21 protein-coding genes and 1 pseudogene are annotated in these 22467 nt (G+C 46.5%); 7 read left to right on the forward strand and 15 right to left on the reverse strand.

The genetic code is table 11. The features are described 5' to 3' along the window. Nucleotides 1-243: 243 nt before the first annotated feature. The 13 genes and pseudogenes from Psch_RS07305 to Psch_RS07365 all read right to left on the reverse strand — a co-directional run bounded on the left by Psch_RS07305 (nt 244) and on the right by Psch_RS07365 (nt 11389). Nucleotides 244-753, reverse strand: a complete 510-nt coding sequence (locus Psch_RS07305) for a VapA/VapB family virulence-associated protein (protein ID WP_190239697.1) — start codon at nt 751-753, stop codon at nt 244-246. A gap of 324 nt (nt 754-1077) precedes the next feature. Next, complete coding sequence (locus Psch_RS07310) at nt 1078-1380, reverse strand: hypothetical protein (RefSeq protein ID WP_190239698.1); 303 nt, start codon at nt 1378-1380, stop codon at nt 1078-1080. Beyond that, nucleotides 1377-2762, reverse strand: a complete 1386-nt coding sequence (locus Psch_RS07315) for an S-layer homology domain-containing protein (protein ID WP_190239699.1) — start codon at nt 2760-2762, stop codon at nt 1377-1379. The genes Psch_RS07310 and Psch_RS07315 overlap by 4 nt, the downstream gene beginning before the upstream one ends. Nucleotides 2763-3123: 361 nt before the next feature. After that, nucleotides 3124-3954: an endonuclease VIII gene (locus tag Psch_RS07320; RefSeq protein ID WP_190239700.1), complete on the reverse strand. Its 831-nt coding sequence runs from the start codon at nt 3952-3954 to the stop codon at nt 3124-3126. Between the two features lie 85 nt (nt 3955-4039). Continuing rightward, on the reverse strand, nt 4040-4252 hold the full coding sequence (locus Psch_RS21645; RefSeq protein ID WP_427910077.1) for a GNAT family N-acetyltransferase: 213 nt from the start codon (nt 4250-4252) through the stop codon (nt 4040-4042). A 34-nt stretch (nt 4253-4286) separates the two neighbouring features. After that, complete coding sequence (locus Psch_RS07330; RefSeq protein ID WP_190239702.1) at nt 4287-4610, reverse strand: cupin domain-containing protein; 324 nt, start codon at nt 4608-4610, stop codon at nt 4287-4289. Nucleotides 4611-4702: 92 nt separating this feature from the next. Next, complete coding sequence (locus Psch_RS07335) at nt 4703-5209, reverse strand: hypothetical protein (RefSeq protein ID WP_190239703.1); 507 nt, start codon at nt 5207-5209, stop codon at nt 4703-4705. 120 nt (nt 5210-5329) lie between these two features. Beyond that, the gene (locus Psch_RS07340; protein WP_190239704.1) at nt 5330-5671 is read right to left on the reverse strand and encodes a hypothetical protein; all 342 of its coding nucleotides are present in this window, start codon (nt 5669-5671) and stop codon (nt 5330-5332) included. 54 nt (nt 5672-5725) lie between these two features. Then, nucleotides 5726-5926, reverse strand: a pseudogene (locus tag Psch_RS07345) (IS110 family RNA-guided transposase); the annotation flags it as partial. A gap of 374 nt (nt 5927-6300) precedes the next feature. Next, entirely contained in the window at nt 6301-8715 is a 2415-nt protein-coding gene (locus Psch_RS07350; RefSeq protein WP_190239705.1) for an ABC transporter permease, read from the reverse strand. Further along, nucleotides 8712-9395 (reverse strand): ABC transporter ATP-binding protein, encoded by a 684-nt coding sequence (locus Psch_RS07355; protein ID WP_190239706.1) that lies wholly within the window; start codon nt 9393-9395, stop codon nt 8712-8714. The genes Psch_RS07350 and Psch_RS07355 overlap by 4 nt, the downstream gene beginning before the upstream one ends. 69 nt (nt 9396-9464) lie before the next feature. Then, a complete protein-coding gene (locus tag Psch_RS07360) occupies nt 9465-10721 on the reverse strand; it encodes a sensor histidine kinase (protein WP_190239707.1) in 1257 nt (418 codons plus the stop codon). Continuing rightward, a complete protein-coding gene (locus tag Psch_RS07365; protein WP_190239708.1) occupies nt 10703-11389 on the reverse strand; it encodes a response regulator transcription factor in 687 nt (228 codons plus the stop codon). Before Psch_RS07365 ends, Psch_RS07360 begins: the two co-directional genes overlap by 19 nt. Nucleotides 11390-11603: 214 nt before the next feature. Between Psch_RS07365 and Psch_RS07370 the strand changes: the two genes are divergently transcribed. Continuing rightward, the gene (locus Psch_RS07370; RefSeq protein WP_243123973.1) at nt 11604-12995 is read left to right on the forward strand and encodes a hypothetical protein; all 1392 of its coding nucleotides are present in this window, start codon (nt 11604-11606) and stop codon (nt 12993-12995) included. 480 nt (nt 12996-13475) lie between these two features. Here Psch_RS07370 and Psch_RS07375 read toward each other — a convergent pair whose 3' ends face one another. Next, the gene (locus tag Psch_RS07375; RefSeq protein WP_243124042.1) at nt 13476-14066 is read right to left on the reverse strand and encodes a TetR/AcrR family transcriptional regulator; all 591 of its coding nucleotides are present in this window, start codon (nt 14064-14066) and stop codon (nt 13476-13478) included. A gap of 246 nt (nt 14067-14312) precedes the next feature. On the opposite strand from Psch_RS07375, the gene Psch_RS07380 reads away from it, so the two are divergent. The 4 genes from Psch_RS07380 (at nt 14313) to Psch_RS07395 (ending at nt 18922) form a co-directional block, all read left to right on the forward strand. Then, nucleotides 14313-15602 carry an aconitase X gene (locus tag Psch_RS07380; RefSeq protein WP_190239710.1) on the forward strand — a complete coding sequence of 430 codons (1290 nt, stop codon included), beginning with the start codon at nt 14313-14315 and terminating at the stop codon, nt 15600-15602. Next, nucleotides 15602-16045, forward strand: a complete 444-nt coding sequence (locus Psch_RS07385; protein ID WP_206663733.1) for an aconitase X swivel domain-containing protein — start codon at nt 15602-15604, stop codon at nt 16043-16045. Before Psch_RS07380 ends, Psch_RS07385 begins: the two co-directional genes overlap by 1 nt. A 22-nt stretch (nt 16046-16067) precedes the next feature. Beyond that, nucleotides 16068-18053 carry an oxidoreductase gene (locus Psch_RS07390; RefSeq protein ID WP_206663734.1) on the forward strand — a complete coding sequence of 662 codons (1986 nt, stop codon included), beginning with the start codon at nt 16068-16070 and terminating at the stop codon, nt 18051-18053. Between the two features lie 62 nt (nt 18054-18115). Next, complete coding sequence (locus Psch_RS07395) at nt 18116-18922, forward strand: aminotransferase class IV (protein ID WP_486644310.1); 807 nt, start codon at nt 18116-18118, stop codon at nt 18920-18922. Here the strand turns inward: Psch_RS07395 and ltrA are convergent. Further along, nucleotides 18858-20156: a group II intron reverse transcriptase/maturase gene (gene ltrA / locus Psch_RS07400; protein WP_190239712.1), complete on the reverse strand. Its 1299-nt coding sequence runs from the start codon at nt 20154-20156 to the stop codon at nt 18858-18860. The two genes, Psch_RS07395 and ltrA, sit on opposite strands and share 65 nt — an antisense overlap. 474 nt (nt 20157-20630) lie before the next feature. Here ltrA and Psch_RS07405 point away from each other — a divergent pair, with 474 nt between their 5' ends. Further along, a complete protein-coding gene (locus Psch_RS07405) occupies nt 20631-20846 on the forward strand; it encodes a hypothetical protein (RefSeq protein WP_243123974.1) in 216 nt (71 codons plus the stop codon). A 156-nt stretch (nt 20847-21002) separates the two neighbouring features. Beyond that, a protein-coding gene (locus Psch_RS07410) for an IS3 family transposase (RefSeq protein ID WP_243123975.1) occupies nt 21003-22150 on the forward strand; the annotation gives its coding sequence in 2 pieces (ribosomal slippage) (nt 21003-21255 and nt 21255-22150; 1149 coding nt in all). Nucleotides 22151-22467 lie beyond the last annotated feature (317 nt).

A 22467-nucleotide genomic window follows, 5' to 3' on the forward strand; every position in this document is an offset into this window, starting at 1 on the left:
TAACGACTCTTCCTGAAAAGGCCGGGGTCTATTAATGCACCTTTTACCCGCTGTTAGATAGCCGGGTATGTTCCTCTGGCTTTTCAATGGCATAATAAAAGACCCTTAGACTGTCTGAAAAAAGGCGTTGCGCCAATAGACACTGGCGCAACACCTTGACTGTCAAGAACTCAAACATTACCGGGGTTTACAGGTTAAGCGTATGTTAGGCAGTTTTGACCCCGGAGCAGAATAGACGGCCGTCTACAGGGGGCCATCCTTCCACTCGCCTTTGCCGCCCATTACCCCAATAACCGTGCCGGCCCCAGCGCCCCACAGCCATCCAAGCAGATTGCTATGCTTGTCAAAGAAGCGGATGAAACATGTGATTGACTCAGCATCAACCTCAATGGCTTCTTGCTTATTAAAAATATCTTCAAAGGTGTACGGGTCGCAAGTGTGCAGCTCGCAGGACTGGAAGAAGGAATCACCCGGAAAGGCAATCCCGCCGCAATGACCCACGAAAGACTTTTTAAAACGCGGAGGGGTGTCCGTGAAACAGTTTATCCGCACATTAATATAGAATAAAGCACTAACCAGGTTGGCCTTGTAATAAGGCGCTACCTCTTCACCAACACGATTTGTTTGCGTACTACGAATGGCCGTGCAGATGGCTTCGATTTGCTCGTCTGAAAGGCCTTTCCCCGTATGCGTTTCTTTGAATCTCTTAGCATGTTCTTCCGGTGTGGGATGTGTAACAGTTTCAGTTGTCATGATATTTAGCTCCTTTCATGTTTCTATGGTATGACTTTACTTTTTCCCTGCTCTTTCCCGTGAGGTTTTATAAATTAACAGTTCAACTGGCAGCCAAACTCTTTTGGCTCACCGGTTAATATTTTCGGTGTTAAATTAAAAGCGCTTATTGATTATTTGATAATTGATAAAGAGCATTCCATTTTTACTGAATCCAGGCCCTTTTCTGAAATAAAGCCATATCAATGTCCATACTTCCAATATGTCTTTCCTGGCTTTGAGGAAGCAGAAGCTCCGGCCCCCCCACAAGCACGATATCTTCCCGGTATTGACCAAGCAGGTGGGTTAGTTTCTTTTATACCCATAGCCCAGCGCGTCAAGGCGTGCCTGCTCCTTTTCAATATAGGCCGCCTTATAGCCGGTCATGTTGTCTGCCGACCAGCCAGCCTCCGTTCCCGGTCGCCCTGCTTCATAGTCGAGGACGCGGATAACCGGTCCGCTTTCTTCATGGAGTAGCGCGTAGATGTAGACGTTGAAGTGTCCCATGCCCACGCCCTGTTCGCTGTAAAACCGCAGTTCGGAGTTTACAGTGTAGATTCCGGCGATGTCAATGCCGTGAGGCAGGTCGTTTCCGAGAAGAGTTTTCACGCTTCCGTCTCCATTAAGCAACATAATGTTGTTACCGCTGAAGCCATTTGCGGTATAGACACGCTCACCGGCGCGTGGGTCAGGATAACCCATCCTTCATTTGTGGCGGCGGCTGACAGCACCGGGCGGCCGGTGAGTTGATCCAGCCTGCCGTCAAAAAATTCGTACAGCCCGGCCTCGCCGTAAAAGTGGCTATAATCATGAAGCGAAATCGTCCGCTGCCCAGCATTTCCCTCCATGTCGGGCAGAACGGTATATTCGTCGAGCGTCGCGCCCGTTTGGGCGTCGATACAGCTTATCACGGTTTTTTCGGAAGTCACGCGCTGCGCGACAAGACTGCCTTCAGCACTCAGTGCAAAAAGCTGCGTGCCTGCAGGATAAGGGCTTTGTTTCATGCCGTCCTGCATGAAATAGAACAGAGTGTCTTTCCCTGCAACGAGCAGGTTCCCATTTGTGAAGGTCTGCCGATAACCCCGGCAGCTTTCAATCCTGCCCGCGCCCTCGTTATAAGCGTACGCGGAGTTTGCATTGGAAGGTTCTCCTTCCTGCCACAGCTCGTTACGGGTAATTACGCGGCTGAGCTTTTTCCCGTTCCAGCATAAGATATCGCCGACACCCAATGAGCCGCCGTTTTCATCCGCGCGTTCCTCGACAAGATAGTCCGAGCCGCCAAAAACCGAGCCGATATAGGTAAGCTGACTGACGCTCCCGTCCGTTTGACAGCGGTCCGAGGCCAGGATATCCAGCGTTTTAGCGTCCAGGATAAAAAACTCAACCGTGCCGTCCGGCAAAATGCGCGAGGCGGGCAGGTAATTCATTTTACTGTACTCCGTGCCGCCTGCCAGAGTAAGCCCATCTTCTATGCACCGGGCCACCGGCACCTCGGCCACATAACGGGTTATATATTTCTTTCCCCCCTCCTCAACAGGGGGATAGTAGGTTGAAGGCAGCACCTCCCGAGATGCATCATCAAACTGCTCTGCCGTAAACATACCACGGTTTACCATAAGCTGCGCCATGGTCATGGGGTTGCCGTAGGCCGTGTATCTGAGGCTTAGCGCGCGCACGGACAGGCCCCCTGCGGCATCGCGGTTAAAACAACCGTTTGATTCGCATAGCTTTGCCTCGTCCTCGGTGGCGCAGTAGGTCCAGGAATCCTCCGCTGCGTCGGGGCCAAGCAGCGCGCGGGCAAGAAGCCCGGCGTACTGCCTGATCGTCACCGCCTGCTGCGCGCCGTATTTTGTAGCCGACACGCCCTTTGTAAGCCCGCTCTGATAGAGCCAGCCTATATATTTGTCCGCCCATTCAGGCACATCACGAAACGGATGCTTCCAAGTGCCAGCAAGTACCTTTTCCTCCGCGCCGAGAAACTGGACGAACATGACCGCAGCCTCGGCGCGTGTCATCGGCCGTTCAAGTTCGAAACCCTTGTCCGTACCGCGCAGAAGCCAGAGCTTCTTCAGCATTTCCGCCTGCGTCTGCGGATCATTGTTGAAGCCGTCGGTTTGTACGTTTATGTAATATGCACCTGTGCCCGGACTGGTTGCTTCCGCGGACAGGGCGAAAATCCCCAAAAAGAGGATCACCGCAAGCAAAAGCGTTGGTTTTTTCATTATGCTCAAACCTTTCTCATTGACAGCGCAAAGCTAAGTACCGCCAGCAGCCTGATAATGGACGATATCACTCTGATTCTTTTATTCATGTCTTGTCTCCAATATCGCGGCTTCCCGGAAATGTCTCCCGTTATTCTGTAAGCGGCTGGCAAACCGGGCACCAGTAGACCGCGCCGCCCATGTAGGCGGCCTTTTGTATTTCCGCGCCACAGACAGAGCAGGGTTTCCCAACTGTGTTTTTACTGAGAATGGTCTTGTATCCGCCCGAATTGCCGAACAAATCCTTTTCGGTGTCGCGCCCGCGCAGACTTGTCATTTCCGCAAGTATATCCTTTACCGCGTGGAACATCCTGTCAAGCTCTTTCTCCGAAAGCGTTCCCATCTTGCGTTTTGGATGAATGCCGGCATAGAACAGGATATCCTGCAGCACACCGTTGCCGAGGCCAGGGATGCGCTGCCCAGTGGCAAGAAACGCCTTGCTTGATAGCTTTTCCGCTCCGCCGGTGTACAGTGCGTCAAAGTACGAGCTGTCAAAGGCATCGGTCAGAGGCTGGGGCTTTTCTTTGGCAACTAGGTAATATTTATTATCATACTCACCATCCATAAATGCCAGAACCGAGCCGTACATCTGTACAGAGCAGACTAGCGCACTCCTGTCATCAAGCTCAATCAAAAGCTGGTGCTTCGACGGCGCTTTGGTCGAATCATCATAATAACGTAAGTTAGCACCGTCACCGAGGACGATGCGGCGGTTGCCGGCGGCGATTTCCACCATCGCCCCGATACCGAAACTGTCTCCGACTACCTGTCCGGTAAGGAGCGCATCATAATCCGCCGGGTCGCCGTGATAAAACGCGAACTTGTGGGGTGAAGCACTGGCGACGACCCTGCGGATTGTTTTCCCACGCACCGTTTCATTCAGCTGTCTGGCGATAGTCGTACTCTCTGGTATTTCGAGCATATATTGAACCTCCCAGATAATGATGACGCGACAGTGCCCAGCATTCATTGTCACATGTTTCCATTATATAGCTTTTCGGCTAGCTTCAGAGTTCCTTCATAGGTAAAGCCGCTTTTTTAAAGTGTACACGCTTTGAGCGGACATTGTGTGGATAGCAGTAGGCGGATAGCAAATCAAGGTCGAGTGTGTCAAAGCCGTATCGTACGATTGTCTGCACCACTTCTGTCATATAATCTTGTCCCTCGTAAATACTACAAATGGAGAACGATTTACCGCACTTACTTCGCGAATACTGCAAATATTTTAACTTCGCCTAATAGACACTTACAATATTACGGAAGATAATCCTCCCGCACCGGGGCAAAGACTTCCACCGCTACGGAATCTTTAATTATTTTCGCGGAATGTTCCGCATCACCAGGAATAACCCAACTGTCCCCTGGATTAACCTCAAATTCCTCACCTGCAATAAAGAGAACTGTCTTTCCAGAAACCAAGTAGCCTGTTTGTTCCTGCGGGTGGCTGTGATTAGGTAAGATTTTCCCTTTTTTCAAAATAAATTCGGTCATCAAGGTCTGTTCACCATGAACAAGGGTTTTTCTTTTAATCCCGTCAAAAACAGCAATATATCCTTGGTCTCTTTTAACCTTAAACATCAATATACTAACTCCTTCCTTACTCCTAAAAATGGGAAGACGTTCTGGTTTAATTAGGGAGGCCGAACTTACTTTACATATTCATCCAATTATTAATAAAACCACTTAGTTGGCAACAAGTATGTCCATGGAATTGTGACTATGGCAATGGTAATTGCCACATTTAATCTTATTTTTCTTTCTAATATCAGATTTCGCAAAGTTATTCTATAGTTAAATAAAAATATAAAGAATGATGATACCAGCATGGCAAATATTGTTATAATAACTGCCCCTGTATGATTAAATGGATCATAACTTATTGCTGAAATCAATCTATGCGATAACCCAAAATAGTCACCTAGAAATCCTGTCGCAAACAATATTGCAGCTCCTATTATATCTGCTAAAAAACCCAATATCCAAACTTTAAATATGCTTTTCATGTAGAATGTTTTTAGACTACTTTGACTATCAGCTAACTTGAACACATAAAAGCAGACTACTATTACTAGCGAATCAATAATAAAGTTACCTGCAAGAGTTACAACTATTACTGGTGGAAAAAACATCAAAAACCAAATGGGGAAAATTACATTATATAACTTTATTTCTTTCACATCTTTTGCTCCTTAAGTATTATGTATGAACATCAATTGCAGTCCACAGTTAATTCATATCCACTTGTAATGATGTTTAACTATCCATAGAATTGTTTTTTATGTTAAAATGTTACACAGTCAAGTTTTACTTTTAATAAGATCTGCCGGAAGTGGCTTGTCTTCTCTAATGTAATCAAACATTAACTTCCACTGCCCATCAACGCCATTATACGGGCAATTACTCCATTCAGGCTCACAGCGGTGGTTCCCATAATAGTGAGCCCACCTAATTAATATTTTGTATTGGTCGGCACTAATTGGTTTAATCTTATTAAACCATTCTCCATTAAAATACTCTGCTTTGGGATCATATTTACCAGGAAGAATCAGATAATTTACGGCATAAGGTGTTGAGAGAAATATAAATAAAATAATTGCTGTAATAATAAATATTCTCAATTTTGAGTTTATGTATTCCACTTCGAAACCTTCTTTCCGATTAATCACATATATAATTTAGATTTGAATGGGTCATTAGGCTGCCACGTACACCTCTTTTACTCTGGCATAGTAGATACGCAGGAACTTATTTAGCGCAGCGATTTTGGCAACTTTTTTGGGCTTCCCTTCAGTTTCTTTCTTGAGCATATACTGGTAAATGGCATTATCTTTAGACGGCTTACTAATCTTTATGTATCTCATGATTTCATATCCTGTTTTACGTAAAGAAGCAGTATGATTTTATCACAGTTCTCAATCTATTTTGAAGAGCGGCTAAAAGGACCTATAAAGTAATCCTTTAGAATAAAGGAGTTTACATAAAAATGTTAACAGACCCTACCTGTTTTTACTTTTTACCACGTTTTCAAGCCTCCAATTTAACCTCAATATTTGCTACAGTTGGTTTATACTCCGGATCCACAATCTGACCCAAAACAATGTGTTTTATAGGTGATATAGTAGCTGCCCTTGTTAACGGTGGGAAACTACCTATAAGTATAGGCACGCAAATAAGATTAGGCCGATAACCATTCTTATCGGCCTAATCTTATTGTGTTAACTTGGTAAAAGCACAAGCTATGTTTAAGGGTGGCCCTGACTTGTTTAAGTTATTGCAGCGATCCGATGTTTTCGGAAATGCTCTTTGTCTTGATCTTTTTGAGCGGCCCGATGATGGAAAACCGTGTCACAAGAAACGCGGAGGCAAAAACGCAGACGATTTGCACAAGAGGGAATACCCACACTATTTTGATCGCCGTCAGAAACTGTGTAATAAGCGCCTTTTGCAGCAGCATGCCGAGGACACACCCGACGACGGTACCCGTAATGCAGTATGCCGAAGCCTCCGCTGCGATCATCCTGTTAAGTTGCTTTCCCGACATGCCGACCGCCCGCAGGACACCCAGATACCTCATTTTTGAGGTGATGCTGGTATTCATCGTGCTGACGATATTGAGGATGCTGATGAGCGCAATAACCACTACAAAACCGTATACGAAAACCGCCATGGTCAAGAAGGTCTGGTTCATCTCACTGTTTTTCTGTCGCAAATCAAGATAGGTGATATTATTCCCGATCATGCGCTTGATTTCGGAAACTGTTTCCTCCTGGTCATTCTTTTTCAGCTGAATATCAATGATCTTAAGCGTGGAGTCTCCCGTTATTTTAGTATACTGCTTTTCCGTCGTAATGAAGGTCGCCAGATTCAAATTGCTGTCGGCAAACGGCACGGAACGAAGGACGGCCATAACAGTATACGGCTTTTCCCCGGATACGGTATCGATATAAACCTTGTCCCCTGCATGAAGCTCCGCTGTCCGGACCGAGACACCCTTTCGCGTATTCAGCAAAACGGCGATAATACCGTCCTGTGCGTTGAGTGTATCTTCAGATAACTCGCCTTCCACGAGGTCCGTTTTTGCCCACTTCAATTGATTTTGGTCATAGGAGATAAGCCAGGATTTTTCAGGAGTCTCAAAGAGGCCGTCGGCGTTGACCTCAATACTCCCCCCGGCCTCCTCCATATACGCTTCGGTAAGCCGGGACGCGTCGAAGGTCGCGTTTACATAGCCGAACATCCTGCCGTATACATGCTTTATTCCCGGAAGATGCGTTATCTGCGCGTATAAATCGGGGCTTAAGCCTTCCTTTGACGTCAGGGAAATATCGGGCGTATACGGTTTCGTTGTCTTCAGGCTTGTATGCAAGAAATCAACAAACACGTTGAAGCCAAGAAACATCATGATGCTTAATGCAATGGAGGCCGACATCAGGATCAGCGTTTTTTTCCGGGCGGCCGCGCTCCCAATCCCCATCGCCGACTCAATAGGCAGCAGCTTTGTCAGGATTCCTTCTTTTTGGGCTTTTCGCATCCTGATTTCGCTGTTTCCCGTCACGGCGTTGACAGGAGACACCCTTGATGCCTTTTTTGCCGGCAGCAAAGTCGCAATCGTGACAGTCAGAACGCCAACGGCTGCACCAGCTAGGATACCTGCGGGGCTTATTGTAAACAGGGGAATATCGGAAAACAGATAGCTGTTATAGAATTTAAGGAGCGCACAGCAAAAGAGCGTGGCGGCAATCCCCAAAAGCACGCCGCCCGGAATCGCCCACCGCAGCAGCAAAAACCCTTCTTTTTTCACAAGCTTCCTGATCTGCGCTTTCGAAGCCCCGACGCACCGCAGAAGGCCGAACGAGCGCATCCTATCCGTGACCGATATATTGAAGGTGTTGTAGATCATTACGACGCCCGCAATCAGGACGATAAAAAACAGAATCGCTCCCACCTGGTACAGCCCGACCGCCGCTTTGTGATCACTTTGCCCGATAACAGCAAGCAGGCGATCGTTCCGCCCGATGCGGTCTTCGGATATCCGAAGGCTTTCCATGATCTGCTGCTCTGCATTTTTCATATTTGCCCGTTCTTTGAACTCAATCAGAAACAAACTGGTTTTTTCCACGTTTGCCTTTTCGGCTGCTTTCATGGAAATTGCCACGCCCGGCTCGCCAGATGCCTTGGTGCCCGCGTAATCGGCAAATATCCCGCTGATCACAAACGGCCTTTCCGTTTTATCTTCAAAGGCGAAGGAAACCGTGTCGCCGGTGCCTACGCCCAGCTTTTCAGCCACCCAATTTTCGATCATCAGCTCATTTTCGGCTTCCGGATAAGTTCCCGTAAGCAGGTTCATGTTCATATTGGTGGCAAAATTATCGTTTAATGCCACAATATCGCATTGATTGCTGTTGAGGCTGCCGCTCTTGAAGGATATCCATGTGCCGGTGTTTTTTACGTCGATCCGGCTTGAGATCGCTTCTTTTTCCTCGTCTGTCGCATTATTGACCAATAGGTGATAATTTCCGTAATCATGAATGACCTGAACTTTTTCAAATTTCAAAAGCACATCCAGCATGGAAAATATCCCCACGACAAGCGCCACTGACAGGACAATGCTGAATATCGAAAGTCTCGTTCTCTTTTTATGGGCGGCAAGATATTTATACCCCAAGTCAAGATATCCGTTCATCTTATGCTACCCCCAAGCCCGGTAACAACGCCGTCTTCCACCCCGAGAACCCTGTCCGCGAAAGACGCATAGTTCTGATTATGGGTAATCATGATCAGCGTCTGGCTGTATCTCTCGACAGACAGCTTAAGCAGATTGATGACATCCCTGCTGTTCTTGCTGTCAAGGTTGCCGGTGGGCTCGTCGGCAAGAATAATAGCTGGTTTGGTCGCGAGTGCCCGCCCGATAGCTACACGCTGCTGCTGTCCTCCGGAAAGCTGGCCGGGCATATGATGCTTTCGTTCTGTCAGCCCCAAAATGCCGAGCAATTCATCAATGTAGCGTTTGTCAGGCTTTTTATAATCGAGCAAGATCGGCAGTTCAATGTTTTCTTCCACGTTCAGCTCCGGCACAAGATTATATGCCTGAAATATAAAGCCGATGTTACGCCTTCGGAAGACAGAGAGTTCCTCTTCCTTAATCGCAAAAACATCCCTGCCGTCGATATTGACCTTGCCCGACGTCGGATAATCCAGCGCTCCGATCATATTGAGCAGCGTGCTTTTCCCGGAACCGGACGGCCCAATAACAGAGACAAATTCGCCCTTTGATACGGTAAACGACACGTTTTTCAACGCCTCGACCTTTGTGTCCCCCGCGCCATATGTCTTACATAAATCCTGCACGGTTAGTATATTCAATGTTCTCACCTCACATTTTTTGATGTGATGATGATAGCAAGCCCGCCTTACTTTCCGGTGAATTTTGTCTTACAGATTCGTAAGCTTGGGGAATATCAGATGGAATTCTGCCCCCTGACCCAGTTCGCTGCGGACGGTGATGGTGCCCTCGTGCTTTTCGACGATGGCCTTTGAGAGCGCTAGCCCGATGCCGACGCCCTGCTTGTCCTTTGAAAAACGGCTGCGGTAGAAACGCTTGAAAATATGATAGATGTCCTCGGGATGAATGCCCGCGCCGTTGTCACGGATGATGATTTCTGTCACTGCCATTGCTTCTTCGCAGGATATTTCAATGCTGTCTCCGGAGCCCGTATGGTCAAGTGCGTTTTTTATGATGTTGCCAACCGCTTCACCGAGCCATGTTTCATCAAAGCACAGCATGACGGAATCATTGCATTGCAGGCTGATGCTTTTCCCCTCCTGTTTTGCACGGGTGGCAAAGGAACCGATAAACTTTTCCAAAAAACCATGAAGACTGGAAACGGTCTTTTCCAGCTCAATGGTTCCCGCATCGAGCCTGGCAAGCTTCAGGAGATTTTGAATCAGGCTTTCCATCCGCTCAAGCTCGCGCCGGCTTTTATCGGTAAAGCTCTCCACCACCTCGTTGCCGGTCTTTTCATCGCGAATAATCTCATTGTACATCTGCAGGGCAGCAAGCGGCGTTTTCAGCTGGTGGGATATGTCGGATATCGTATCCTTTAAAAACTGCCTGTTCTGCTTTTCCTTATCGATATGGGCGGTCAGTGACGTCACCATGGTGTTAGTGGCCGCGAAGAGCCTGGAAAGGCTGCCTTCTCCGCAGTCCGAAAGGCGGACGGCAGTGTCTCCGTCCATGAAGAGCCGGAGCTGTCCGGCAGCTGTTTCAAGTTGTTTGCCGCGGTATTGCTCGCCAAGGTAAAGTACGGCAAGAAAGGCAAGGGAAAACAGGACGGAGAATGAGAGCACGGTCAGAGCGAATTTTTGATGAAAACTTTCCACCACGGGCAGCAGGCTGTTTTGCATACTCTCCATGTACCCGGAAGAAGACAGCAGAGACGAGCCTATTTCAGTGTCCGCGCCGGTTTTATCGTGCGTAAAGGCCGTAACGATCCGGCTATTGTCCACTCCGCACCGGGACAGATACCCCGCGACAGCGTAGTCATGTTCAATCATGGCCTTTTTGTAGTCCTCCGCCATGCGCGCGACGATAAGCTGTCCTAAAAGGATTAACGCGAGCAAAATTATCACGGTCACGGCAACCTGACGCCGGACACTTTTATCGCTAAATATCACTTTACCACTTTCCATTTATATCCCACACCCCGCGCCGTTAATAAGTACATTGGATTTTCGGGATCGTCCTCTATCTTGCTCCGCAGCCGTCGCACATAGACTGATAGAGTATTGTCGTCAACAAAGCTGCCGCTCCCGTCCCAAAGCTTATCCAATATGACTGCTCTTGTCAGGACATTATTGGGATTTTGCATGAAAAGGCATAAGAGCCGGTACTCCACGACGGTAAGCTCGATCTCAAGTCCATCTTTCAGCACTCGATTTTCGTCAAGTCTAACAGTTATTCCGTTTGATTTCAGTTCTGTATGTAGAGCGTTCGAAATACCCGCGCGGCGCAGCAGTGCGTTGATTCTGGATATTAACTCGTTGAGCTTAAAGGGCTTGGTTATATAGTCGTCCCCGCCCATGTCAAGCCCCATGACAACATTTACTTCCTCGTCGGAGGCAGTCAGAAAAATAATTGGCACATTCGATGTTTGCCTCGCTTTTCTGCAGATTTCAAAGCCGCTGCCGTCAGGCAGCGTCAGATCAAGCAGCAGCAAATCATATTTTTGCGCCACAAGCTGTGACAGAGCTTCTTTGATGGTTCTGGCAACATCAACTTCAAAACCATTTTTTCGAAGAGAGAACTCCAAGCCGTCAATCAGGCTAAGATCGTCCTCAATAAGTAAAATTGTATGCATTTATGTCACTTCCGCAATTAATGTTACTGTATATGCAAATAATAACATAAGTTTATTACATCATCAAAAGCTGGTCATTTTTTCGGCATGAATCTTATCAAACGGGGATGGGAGCGTTGTCCTGGCCAGTGAAAAGTTATTTATGCTATAATATAATTAAGAATATTTTCGTTTATCCATTATGACGAGCGGACTGAAAACTACAGGATTCACAATGTTTTCAGCAGCTATTTTATTAATTTGCTTAAAGAGCTGTACAGGCGCTGGTATTATTATTAAGTTAAGAGGAGTTTTAATTGGTATGCATGCATCTAAAATTCAAATGATGAAATCAACAGAATCAACTTTGGGAATAAATAAGAACGAATGTATCCAATTTGGGATAGGTTTTGCTACCGGAAGAAAAAGTTTCCAGAAAGTTTTAAAAGCCTATCTTTATAATTGGAAAGAAGCCCGTCAGCAGGAAAAAGAAAATATTAACCTCCATTTATTGGTGGCATATGATTTAAAATATTCCAATACAAAATCTACGGATTATACCAATCTCAATCAAGACATTGTTGATATGATTGAACAATCATATTTTATTGACAGAAAATCACTGCTAAAAAATATTGAGGATTTAATGCAAGATAAGGTAATCTCTGAAAAAGAAATCACTTCTTTTTTTGGTAACGGTTATGCCGGAAAACGCAATGCCATTCTTTATACGGCAATAAGGAATAAAATTGATTATCTTGTTTTTCTTGACGACGATGAGTATCCAATGGCAGTTACCAAGAATCATAGTGCTGTGCTATGGAGTGGACAGCATATACTGACGAATCATCTCAAATTTATTAAGGAGGCAGATATAACAAACGGTTATCATTGCGGGTATATTTCTCCAATCCCTAATGTTAATTTCGATAATACTCTCTCCGAATCAGACTTCCGATTGTTCATTGAGGCTATCAGCAATGATATTGTTAATTGGAATTCCATCCGTAATATTATGAAAAACGGTGGTGTTACTTATGCCGATACCAATATACTGGTCAACGAGTTAGCGGAGGAAGTTGCAGAAGTCAATCATTGCAAGTTTATTACAGGCGCCAATTTATGTATAAACCTCACTAATCCCAATAAGGTATTGCCTTTTTACAACCCACCCGGAGCCCGTGGCGAGGACACTTTTTTAAGTACCTGCTTAAACAGCCATAAAGTAATCCGTATTCCTTGCTATGCCTTCCATGACGGATTTTCAGCTTACAATCATTTGTTGGACGGTGTTCTTCCTACAACCCTTGGCCATATCAGCACGAACTCCGAAAAGATAGTTAACCGTTTTTACCACGCTTGCATCGGATGGATACGCTATAAGCCTCTTTTACTGTATATCACTCAACGGGAGCACTATGAGGATAAAATCCGGGAAGTAGAGGAAAAGCTTGCCGTAACGTTGCCTAAAATTTGCGCATATTTCAACCGGAGTGATTTCATGAAAATCTCTTCCGAATTAGCTTTGTATAGCAGAAATGTCAAAAAACACTACAAGCATTTTCTTGACACACAAGCGATTTGGACTAGAATCCTTGAATATTTAAAAACAACAAATAAGTGCTGATATCGTATCAGCACTTATCATATAAAATATAAAAACACCAGAACACCCTTCTGCAGGAAGGCGTTCTGGTTGTTTTTATATTTGTATTTAGTTCCATCTATATAAATATTTAACCTAATAAATATTTTACCTATTCCATTATGAGGTGGTTGACATTACATTCTCATTTTTTTAGTGCCCATAAAATTAATTCTTCGATCCCTTTAGTTCTTTTTCTTTTTTGACTATTGCCAGTTCATATACTGAGATTTTATAAAGATTTATTTAAAATAAAGTTTGTTGAAAGTATAGACATATTCCTTAATATGGTAGGGGTTTTTATAATAAAGTTTGTAGTATTTCACTAGGGGACAAGGGGAAAGTTCTTCTGTCTTCTTGGGCTGGTATTTGTCCGGGTAACAAAGAAAGTGCAGATAAAAAAATAACCCCAAATTTCATGCTAAACGCAGGTTCGCATAGCTAGATAGAGAATGCATTTTTCTATTCAGTTTTGCAGCAAAGGCCGGCAAAGATTACATTCAGATCTTTGCCCACGTATTCCATGAGATTATAGGAATATTCATGCAGGCACCAGTCGATGATATCGCCCCGGACAACGCGAATTAAAAATTCCGTAAGGTAGTCTGCCGTAAAGGAGGCATGAAATTTTCCTTCCTTAAGGCAAAGCTCGATTGCTTTGCGTACGGTCCGGTAATAAAGCCTGAAGGTATCAATCGCATACTTGTCGTTTGAAGAGAGCAGCGCGCGGTAAAGCTCCGATGTGAGGGAGCCGGTCTGCTTCATTACATATTCAGTTTGATTGAGCAGTACAAAGCGCAGAAATTCAAGGGGGTCCGGGTTTTCGTAGGTTTCCAGAACCTCAGCCAGGTATTCGTCATAAGTGCCGAACCCTATATTGAGCATATCTTCCTTGGACTTGAAGTGGTGATAAAAGGCACCTGTAGAGATCCCGGCTGCGTCGCATATCTCGCGGATGCCGACATTTTCGTATCCTTTTTTCCTCATCAGGGAAAGTGCTGTGCGCACTATTTTTAATTCTGTTTCAATCGACTGCTTTTGCCGTGAATTCATAGTCTCCAAATATTGCCCTCCCGATGCCGCCATATGCTTTTCATGCAAAGTAGACAACCTACATATTTACTATTTTTAAACAATTTATTATTATATCACAATTTCCTTTTAATTAAAATCTTATCAAATTTTTTTAAAGCGGTACAGAACTTGGTTGTAATGGATATTGACATAAATATAACGAAATGCTAGCATTAAAACAGAACAGCGTTCGGCGAACGTGATTATGTAAAAGGGAGTGATCGGATGATCAAGACCAATATGAAGCTGACGCCGGAAGAAATCGATATTTTAAACGGCAGTCAGGGCGAAACCATGAGAAAAACAATGGAAACACTGGTTCGCTACGGGGATGCTTATCACGCTGAATGCCTTGTGCCTCTGGATGGAGCAATCCATGTCGTTTGTTCCTTCGGCATGCCTACTCTGCGCCCGTTCTTTAAAATCATGGAGCAGTATGTGGCGGAAGGCATTAAGACCAAACTGCCTTTTACTGCTGACCCCCGGCCTATGGATTATGAAAATGTGGAGGCCACTGAAAAAGAGAAACAGGTTTTTAACATGATCTACGCCGACCAGGAGAAGTATGAAGAAACGCTTAGAAAAGTCGGCCTCAAGGATAAAAATGCATTCAGCTGCGCCTGCTATTTCGACGAGGTCGGTAATATTCCGAAACGAGGCGACATTCTGGCCTGGGCCGAATCTTCTGCGGTTGTTTACGCCAACTCTGTGATCGGGGCCAGGACCAACCGGACTTCCGGCGTGATGGAGCTGTTCAGCGGAATTGTCGGAAAAACTCCGAAGTTCGGTTTCCTGACGGACGAAGGACGCAAAGCCGACTGGATCGTCGAAGTCAAAACCGCCAAAAAACCGCGCCCGCAGGTACTTGGCAGCGCTATCGGCATGAAGGTTCTGGAGCAGGTTCCCTATATCAGGGGGCTGGACCGTTGGATCGGCACGGAGCTTACATCAGACGCGAAGGACTTCCTGAAGGATATGGGCGCCGCAACCGCCTCCAACGGAGCGGTGGGGCTTTATCATGTGGAACATCTTACCCCCGAGGCAAAGGATTTCGGTGAGAGCCTCATCCGCCCGAATGCAAAAACCTACATTATTGACGATGCGGAACTCGAACGTGTCGTTGCTTCCTACCCGATCATGTGGAAAAATGTCGACGACTCCCCCGAGATCGCGTTTGTGGGCTGCCCACATTGCTCATTTGTCCAGCTTTGTGAATGGACACAGACCTTGGAGCAGGCGCTGAAGGAAGCAGGAAAAGAAAAGGTGATCATTCCCACTATTTTCACCACGGCGCCCGACGTAATTGCTGAATTTAAGAAATCGGAATTTTATCCTCGCCTGATGGCAACGGGTGCGCATTTAACCTATATTTGTCCGCTGATGTACATGTCCAATCCACTTTGCTCGGCTAAAAGGGTAATTACGAATTCTAATAAGCTCCGGACTTATTCCGTGGCACGTTACGTTGACGATGCCGAACTAATCCATGCAGTTGTAAAAGGAGGCTTGCACTGATGAAAGAGTTTCATGGACGTGCGGTTATTCCCGGGGAATTAAAAGGCAGCGCTCTTGTCTCCCATACCGGATTCAACGTGCTTGCTTCGTTTTGGAAAAGCCTGACCGAAGGCCAGAATCCTTCCATTTGCGTGGATCAGAATAACAAGGAATTTTTCGGAAAAAAGCTGACCGGGGAAATCCTTTGCATTCCCCAGGTGGTCGGTTCCACAACGGCCGGCATGATTATCCAGTCGGTAGCGGCCCTCGGCACTCAGCCCAAGGCAATGCTTTTCTCACACACGGCCGAATCGCTTGCAATTTCAGGCGTTTTGCTGGCCGATATCTGGGAAAATAAGAAGATTATCACGGTCGACGGGCTGGGAGACGAGTTCCTGAACTATGTCAAAGGAGGCGAACAGTTGGAAATTACGGCGGACGGTACTGTACGAATTTACGAATAAAAAATGGAAGGGGAGATTTTTTGTGAATCCGAAGTATGCAAAATTATTCGAACCTGTTTCCATAGGAAAACTGGCCATCAAAAACCGGACCTCAATGGCTCCGATGGGGCTTGTTTGCTACTCCGACGTAAACGGAGGATTCAACAGAGAAGCGCAGGATTATTATATTGAACGGGCAAAAGGCGGAGTCGGCCTGATCATCACGGGAATCTGCGCGGCGGACTACAGTGAAATGCCGGAACAGGCTTTGCCCTGCCCGACATACAATCCGCTGATGTTCTGTAAATCCACTTCCCCCATGATCGAAAAAATCCATGCCTATGACGCCAAAATCTTTTTGCAGATTACAGGCGGGCTGGGGCGCTCGGCCATACCGGGACTGATAAAAAAGGCCATCGCTCCTTCAGAAAACAGCAACCGTTTTGATCCCGCCAAACAGCATCGGGCGATGACGAAAGAGGAAATCCAGACGCTGATTCAGAATTTTATTAAAGGCGCGGCAGTTGCAAAACAAGCCGGTTTTGACGGCGTCGAGATTCACGCGGTGCATGAAGGCTATCTGCTGGACCAGTTTGCCATCGCCTTTTTTAACAAAAGGACGGACGAATACGGCGGAGATCTTCGCGGCAGGCTGAAAATCGCCACCGATATTGTCCAAGGGGTCAAAAAGGTATGCGGAGCCGATTTCCCGGTTTCGCTTCGCTACAGCGTGAAGAGCTTCATGAAAGGGCTTCGCCAGGGCGCCCTGCCCGGAGAAACCTTCACGGAAGTCGGCAAAGATTATGATGAAGGCGTCGAAGCCGCCAGAATCCTTGTGGAGGCCGGGTATGACAGCCTGAATGTGGATGCGGGCACCTATGATTCCTGGTACTGGAACCATCCTCCGATGTTCTTCAAAAAAGGAATGTACCGCGAATTCGGCCGCAGGGTAAAGGAAGCGGTGAATGTTCCTGTCATCCTGGCCGGCCGGCTGGACGATCCGGATCTCGCAATCGACGCCCTGAATGGCTGCTGCGACCTTGTTTCCTACGGTCGCCCGCTGCTGGCCGACCCGTATCTTGTTCAGAAGATAGAAACAGATCGTCTGGACGAAATCCGCCCCTGCCTTTCCTGCCATGACGGCTGCATGGGACGGATAGCAAAAGGGCTTCCGCTTTCCTGTGCCGTAAACCCTGCGTGCGGAAGGGAAACGGTCTACGGGCTTTCCCCGGTGGATGTGAAAAAGAAAGTTTTAATTATCGGCGGAGGTATCGCCGGGTTGGAAGCTGCGCGCGTCAGCGCGGTGCGCGGCCACAGCGTTACGCTTGTTGAATCCGGGGACCGTCTGGGCGGAAACCTGATTCCCGGCAGTGTTCCCGATTTCAAGACGGACGACCGCAGACTGATTGCCTGGTATGAGAACCAGCTGCGCAAGCTGGGCGTGGAGGTTAAACTGAATACAAGGGCAGACCGCGCCTATGTCGAAAAATTCGGAGCGGATGTGGTGGTCACGGCAACCGGTTCCAAACCGATTGTGCCTGATTTCGGAGGGGAAAATCATATCTGCACCGCGACGGACGTTCTTTCCGGCAAGGAAAAGGCCGGGGACAAAATTGTTGTGATTGGTGGCGGTCTTGTAGGATGTGAAACGGCGCTGTGGCTCGCCCAGCAGGGCAAAAAGGTGTCCGTTGTGGAAATAATGCCCGATATTCTCGGCGGTCCGCACAATATGCCGTTTATGAATTATGACATGCTCAAGGATTTGCTGCCCTTTAACAAGGTGGATGTCTACTGCGGAACGAAACTTACGAAAGTGGACGACACTTCCGTAACCGTTGAAAATAAGGAAGGCGCCAAAGAAATCCCGGCTGACACGGTTCTTGTCGCCGTGGGCTACCGCAGCGAAAACAAGCTTCAGGAGGAGCTGCGCGGAGTGGGTATTCCGGTTTACAATATCGGGGATTCTCGTGAAGTAAAAAATATTATTCACGCGGTTTGGAATGCCTATGAGGTTGCCCGCAGCCTCTAATCAATGATAAATTTTACAGAAAACCGGAGCGGAAATTTTCGCTCTGGTTTTTTTATTCAGTAATGAGTACCGGTTTTAATTCCGGTCGACCACACCAAAATTGCACCGTATGGGTTCGGCAATCGACCGCAAAATTACTTTGCATTCCCCCAATGGATGTTGAACAAATCCATACAGCTTTATTAAAACTTTTAGCTTTAGAAAAGGATTGGATCCCAGGTAAGCCAGGTACTTCTCTTTATATCAGGCCCTTTGTTGTGGCTAATGAACCGCAACTTGGCGTCAAGGTAGCGGATAGCTATAAATTGCTTATTATCCTTTCACCAGTCGGTGCTTACTATAAAACCGGCTTTAATCCCGTTAGCATTAAAGTAGAAGATAAATATGTTCGGGCTACTAAAGGGGGGCTAGGTGAAGCAAAAACACCAGCTAATTACGCCATGAGTTTAGCTGCACAACAAGAAGCTTATGCTGAAGGTTTCGGACAAGTTCTCTGGTTAGATGCAGTCCACCGTAAATATATTGAAGAAGTAGGGACCATGAATATTCTCTTCAAGATTAATGGTGAAATCATTACACCTGCACTCAATGGCAGTATTTTAGGAGGAATAACCCGTAAGACCGTCCTGGAATTATGCCGGAGCTGGGGGATGAAAGTATATGAACGCCAGATTTCTATTGAGGAAGTATTTGAAGCCCATGGTCGAGTAGATGTATGCCTCACGGCATACACCCCTCACAGATCCGTACGTGCCCAATTAAGGCATACGGCTCCTCATACCATCTTTTACAGAGTTGCTATGATCAGCCATAGATATTCACATAAATTTTGGGCTCGGGTAAAGGGTTGCGTTTCAGAAAGAGATTAAATTTGTCATAGGTGAAGCTTCTTCTCTGGCTCCTGCGATTTAGCCATTTGAATAACGCTTTGATGATCTGAAATTTGTATACGGACAGCGCCCGGCTATTGTCGGTTACCCCATAATAGCGGTAATGTCCTATTAGCTTGGCCCGTATTGTTTTCATTAATCTCTTCACGTCTTGATGGCGTTCTGCTTTCAACCATTCCTTGAATGCTTTCACTTTTGACTTAAACTTCTTTCCGCTTGTTTTCCTCTTTACTCTGAATTTACCCTTGCTGCTTTTGCTGCAATAGTGAGTAAAACCTAGGAAATCAAACGTCTTGGGCTTCCCTAGTCCTTTTCGTTTCCGGTTTTCTTCGGCGAAGCGTCCAAATTCCAAGATTTTCGTTTTCTCTTCTGCAATTTGCAGGTCGAATTTGGCCAGTCGCTTAACTAACGCTTGGTAGAATCGCTCTGCATCGTCCTTGTACTGGAAGCAGCACACGTAATCATCGGCATATCTGATCATACTCGCATCGCCACGGCACGCTCTCTTTACTACAATCTCGAACCATAAGTCCAAGGCGTAATGCAGATAGAGATTTGCCAGTATCGGCGAAATCAGCGACCCTTGCGGGGTGCCGGTTTCCGTTAGTTCCCATGTGCCTTGTTCCATAACCCCAGCCTTCAGAAAACGCCGGATCAGCCTTTGGATATTAGGGTCTGTTACTCTGACTCCAAGGAATTTCATGAGCCATTCGTGATTGACATTGGTGAAGAAGCTACGGATGTCGGCGTCCACGATATAGCTGGTTTTTCCATACTCGATGATGCGATTCAGGGCTTTAAGCGCGTCGTGACAGCTTCTTCCCGGTCGGAAACCGTAGGATAGGTTTAGAAAGTCCTGCTCGTAGATGGCTTGTAAAATCTTGTTCAGTCCCAACTGCACGATTTTGTCCTCGTAAGAAGGGATGCCGAGCGGCCTTTTGCTCTTTTCATCCTTGGGTATATACGTTCTTCTTACGGGCTGTGGTCGGTAACTTTTCCTCTTTAATCGCTCTACCAGGTCCTTGATGTTTAATTCAAGATTTTCCTCATATGCTGCTTTCGTGACTTGATCGACACCTGTTGCTTTATTGCCGTCTAGTTCCCGATGGCATTGTGTCAGCAGTTCCTCGTTCAAGAGGTGATACAGCGATGTGAATTGCTCTTTTGGATTTTCTTTCGCGATCTCTGCTATTCTTGCTAGTTTTGTTTGCACTTTTGGCCTACCCCTGTGTGTAGAAAATGTGTCCTTAGCAAGATCGGTGATATGTCACTGCCTTCCCTCTGCCGACATTACTCGGTTTCATTGGTAGTATGCAGTGATCCGACTCCCTGTCCATCATTTGACATTCTCCCTTGTTATCGGTTGTTTGTCATACTTCCTTTCAGAAGAATGGGCAGGGTCTCCCAAGTTGCTGTAAAGTCATTGTATAGCATGCCTGGCTCTTCGACCCCGGGAGAGCTCATTCATCCTCGTCTTTAACGCATGAATGAGTGTTGTCTTCCGTGCTTTCGAAAACGTCGACCTCTCCAGTTTACTCTTTTCGAGGCTCAATCACTTTCAGGCCTACTACCTGGCTGTCTACGCTTAACGTCTGGAATTACTTCCAGCCGTCCAAGACTCGCTATTGGTGGCTTGACTTAGCCTTTCCAAGCAGGATTTCCACCTGCTAAACTTCACGACCTAGGCTTGGTCGCACCGAAAGGTGAGTTAGAAGAAGTTTTCGGTTCCGGTACCGCTGCGGTCATCTCCCCTGTTGGCGAGCTATCTTGGAAAGGACAAAAAATCGTAATCAACAATAACCAAACCGGTGAATTTGCTCAAAAACTCTTTAATTATGTCACTGGCGTACAGTCTGGTAAAATTGCGGATCAATTTAATTGGATGGAGGAAATAACAGGTTAAACGTCTACTGATTAATCATATCTCAAGCATAGACTACCTTAACATATTAAAGAAAGATATACAGAACCCTTACCACAAAGTAACGCTACTAAACCTGACCCGATTTGATGGACACGGTAAATGGCTGGTACAATAAAACCAGTGGAGGTGTCCATCATGAAACGTTACGATAAGCATTTTAAAGAAGAAGCGGTCCGCCTGGTAGTAGAGTTGGGGCGATCCGTGGCAACGGTGGCCAAAGAACTCGGTATCCATGAGAACACCCTGCACAAATGGGTTAGTCAGTATAAAGAACATAAGGAAAACGCTTTTCCAGGCAGCGGCAATCTACTGCCAGAGGACGCAGAAACCAGGCGTTTAAAAAAAATGATAGCTGATTTACAAGAGGAAAACGCCATTCTAAAAAAGGCCACGGCCATCTTCGCAAGACACCAGAAATAGCTTATAAGTTTATTAATCAGCACCGCTTCAAATTTCGGGTGGAGAAGATGTGCCAGGTTTTTGGAGTCTCTCGAAGCGGTTACTATGCTTGGCTGAAAAGGCCGGAAAGCCGGCGAAAAATCCGGAATAAAGAACTAATTAAAAAGATCCGTAAGGTTCATCAGATTTCCCGGGGTACTTATGGTAGTCCGAGAATAACCAGGACCTTGAAGAAACAAGGCATTACTTGCAGCCGGAACCGGGTGGCCCGCCTGATGCGGGAGAACGATATAGCCGCCAAGACAAGGAGAAAATTTAAGGCTACCACTAACTCAAAGCACCATTATCCGGTTGCTGAAAACATTGTTAATCAGAACTTTACTGCCAGCCATCCTAATCAGGTCTGGGTTGCTGATATTACATATGTCGCAACGGATGAAGGGTGGTTATACCTTGCAGCTATTGAAGACCTGTTCCAAAGAAAGATTGTGGGCTGGGCTATGGACAGTACAATGACTCGCCAGTTGGTCCTGGATGCTCTCAGACAGGCAGTTTGGCGGTATCGGCCATCAGCAGGACTTATTCATCACTCAGACCGCGGGAGTCAATATGCCAGTCATGAATACCAGCAAGCTTTAAAGGACTACGAAATGAACGCCAGTATGAGCCGCAAAGGTAATTGTTATGACAACGCCTGTATGGAATCGTTTTTTGGAACCCTGAAGAGGGAACTGATTTATGGTACCCGATTTAAAACAAGAGCTGAAGCCCGTCAAGCCATCTTTGAATATATTGAAGTCTTTTACAACCGGGTTCGGCTGCATTCAGCCCTTGGATATATGTCGCCAGTCGAATACGAACAATCCTTTAAAACAGCAGCGTAAGTGGCCGTTCATCGTAGCGAAGCGAAGACCCTTTACATGGAGAATGCCCGTGTTAGCCTTGATTGGCAAGGGCCATAAGCAAAGCGATACTGGCCCCTTGGTCCTTGGCAACACGGGTGCGAGGCTCCATGTCAAGGGCGGCCACGGCTCTTATTCGATACTTGGTCGAACATGAGAAAGAATTTGCTAAGCCTCATTCCCAGCCTAAAATTGAAAATCTGTGAAAACAGAAGATAATCCGCCATTTTCTATGTCTATTTTAATGGGGCAAGCTCACTACCATGAGGGGCGTGTGGGTGACCGTATGGGTTCAGTCC

Origin of the sequence: Pelotomaculum schinkii, assembly GCF_004369205.1 — a bacterium.
In the GTDB taxonomy this organism is placed as follows: domain Bacteria; phylum Bacillota; class Desulfotomaculia; order Desulfotomaculales; family Pelotomaculaceae; genus Pelotomaculum_C; species Pelotomaculum_C schinkii.

What these genes read in the sequence shown, in the direction of transcription:
- Psch_RS07305 (WP_190239697.1), bottom strand. Translation starts at nt 753, where the DNA reads ATGACAACTGAAACTGTTACACATCCCACACCGGAAGAACATGCTAAG.
- Psch_RS07315 (WP_190239699.1), bottom strand. Translation starts at nt 2,762, where the DNA reads ATGTTCGTCCAGTTTCTCGGCGCGGAGGAAAAGGTACTTGCTGGCACT.
- Psch_RS07320 (WP_190239700.1), bottom strand. Translation starts at nt 3,954, where the DNA reads ATGCTCGAAATACCAGAGAGTACGACTATCGCCAGACAGCTGAATGAA.
- Psch_RS07330 (WP_190239702.1), bottom strand. Translation starts at nt 4,610, where the DNA reads ATGTTTAAGGTTAAAAGAGACCAAGGATATATTGCTGTTTTTGACGGG.
- Psch_RS07350 (WP_190239705.1), bottom strand. Translation starts at nt 8,715, where the DNA reads ATGAACGGATATCTTGACTTGGGGTATAAATATCTTGCCGCCCATAAA.
- Psch_RS07360 (WP_190239707.1), bottom strand. Translation starts at nt 10,721, where the DNA reads ATGGAAAGTGGTAAAGTGATATTTAGCGATAAAAGTGTCCGGCGTCAG.
- Psch_RS07365 (WP_190239708.1), bottom strand. Translation starts at nt 11,389, where the DNA reads ATGCATACAATTTTACTTATTGAGGACGATCTTAGCCTGATTGACGGC.
- Psch_RS07370 (WP_243123973.1), top strand. Translation starts at nt 11,604, where the DNA reads ATGTTTTCAGCAGCTATTTTATTAATTTGCTTAAAGAGCTGTACAGGC.
- Psch_RS07375 (WP_243124042.1), bottom strand. Translation starts at nt 14,066, where the DNA reads ATGAATTCACGGCAAAAGCAGTCGATTGAAACAGAATTAAAAATAGTG.
- Psch_RS07380 (WP_190239710.1), top strand. Translation starts at nt 14,313, where the DNA reads ATGATCAAGACCAATATGAAGCTGACGCCGGAAGAAATCGATATTTTA.
- Psch_RS07385 (WP_206663733.1), top strand. Translation starts at nt 15,602, where the DNA reads ATGAAAGAGTTTCATGGACGTGCGGTTATTCCCGGGGAATTAAAAGGC.
- Psch_RS07395 (WP_486644310.1), top strand. Translation starts at nt 18,116, where the DNA reads ATGAGTACCGGTTTTAATTCCGGTCGACCACACCAAAATTGCACCGTA.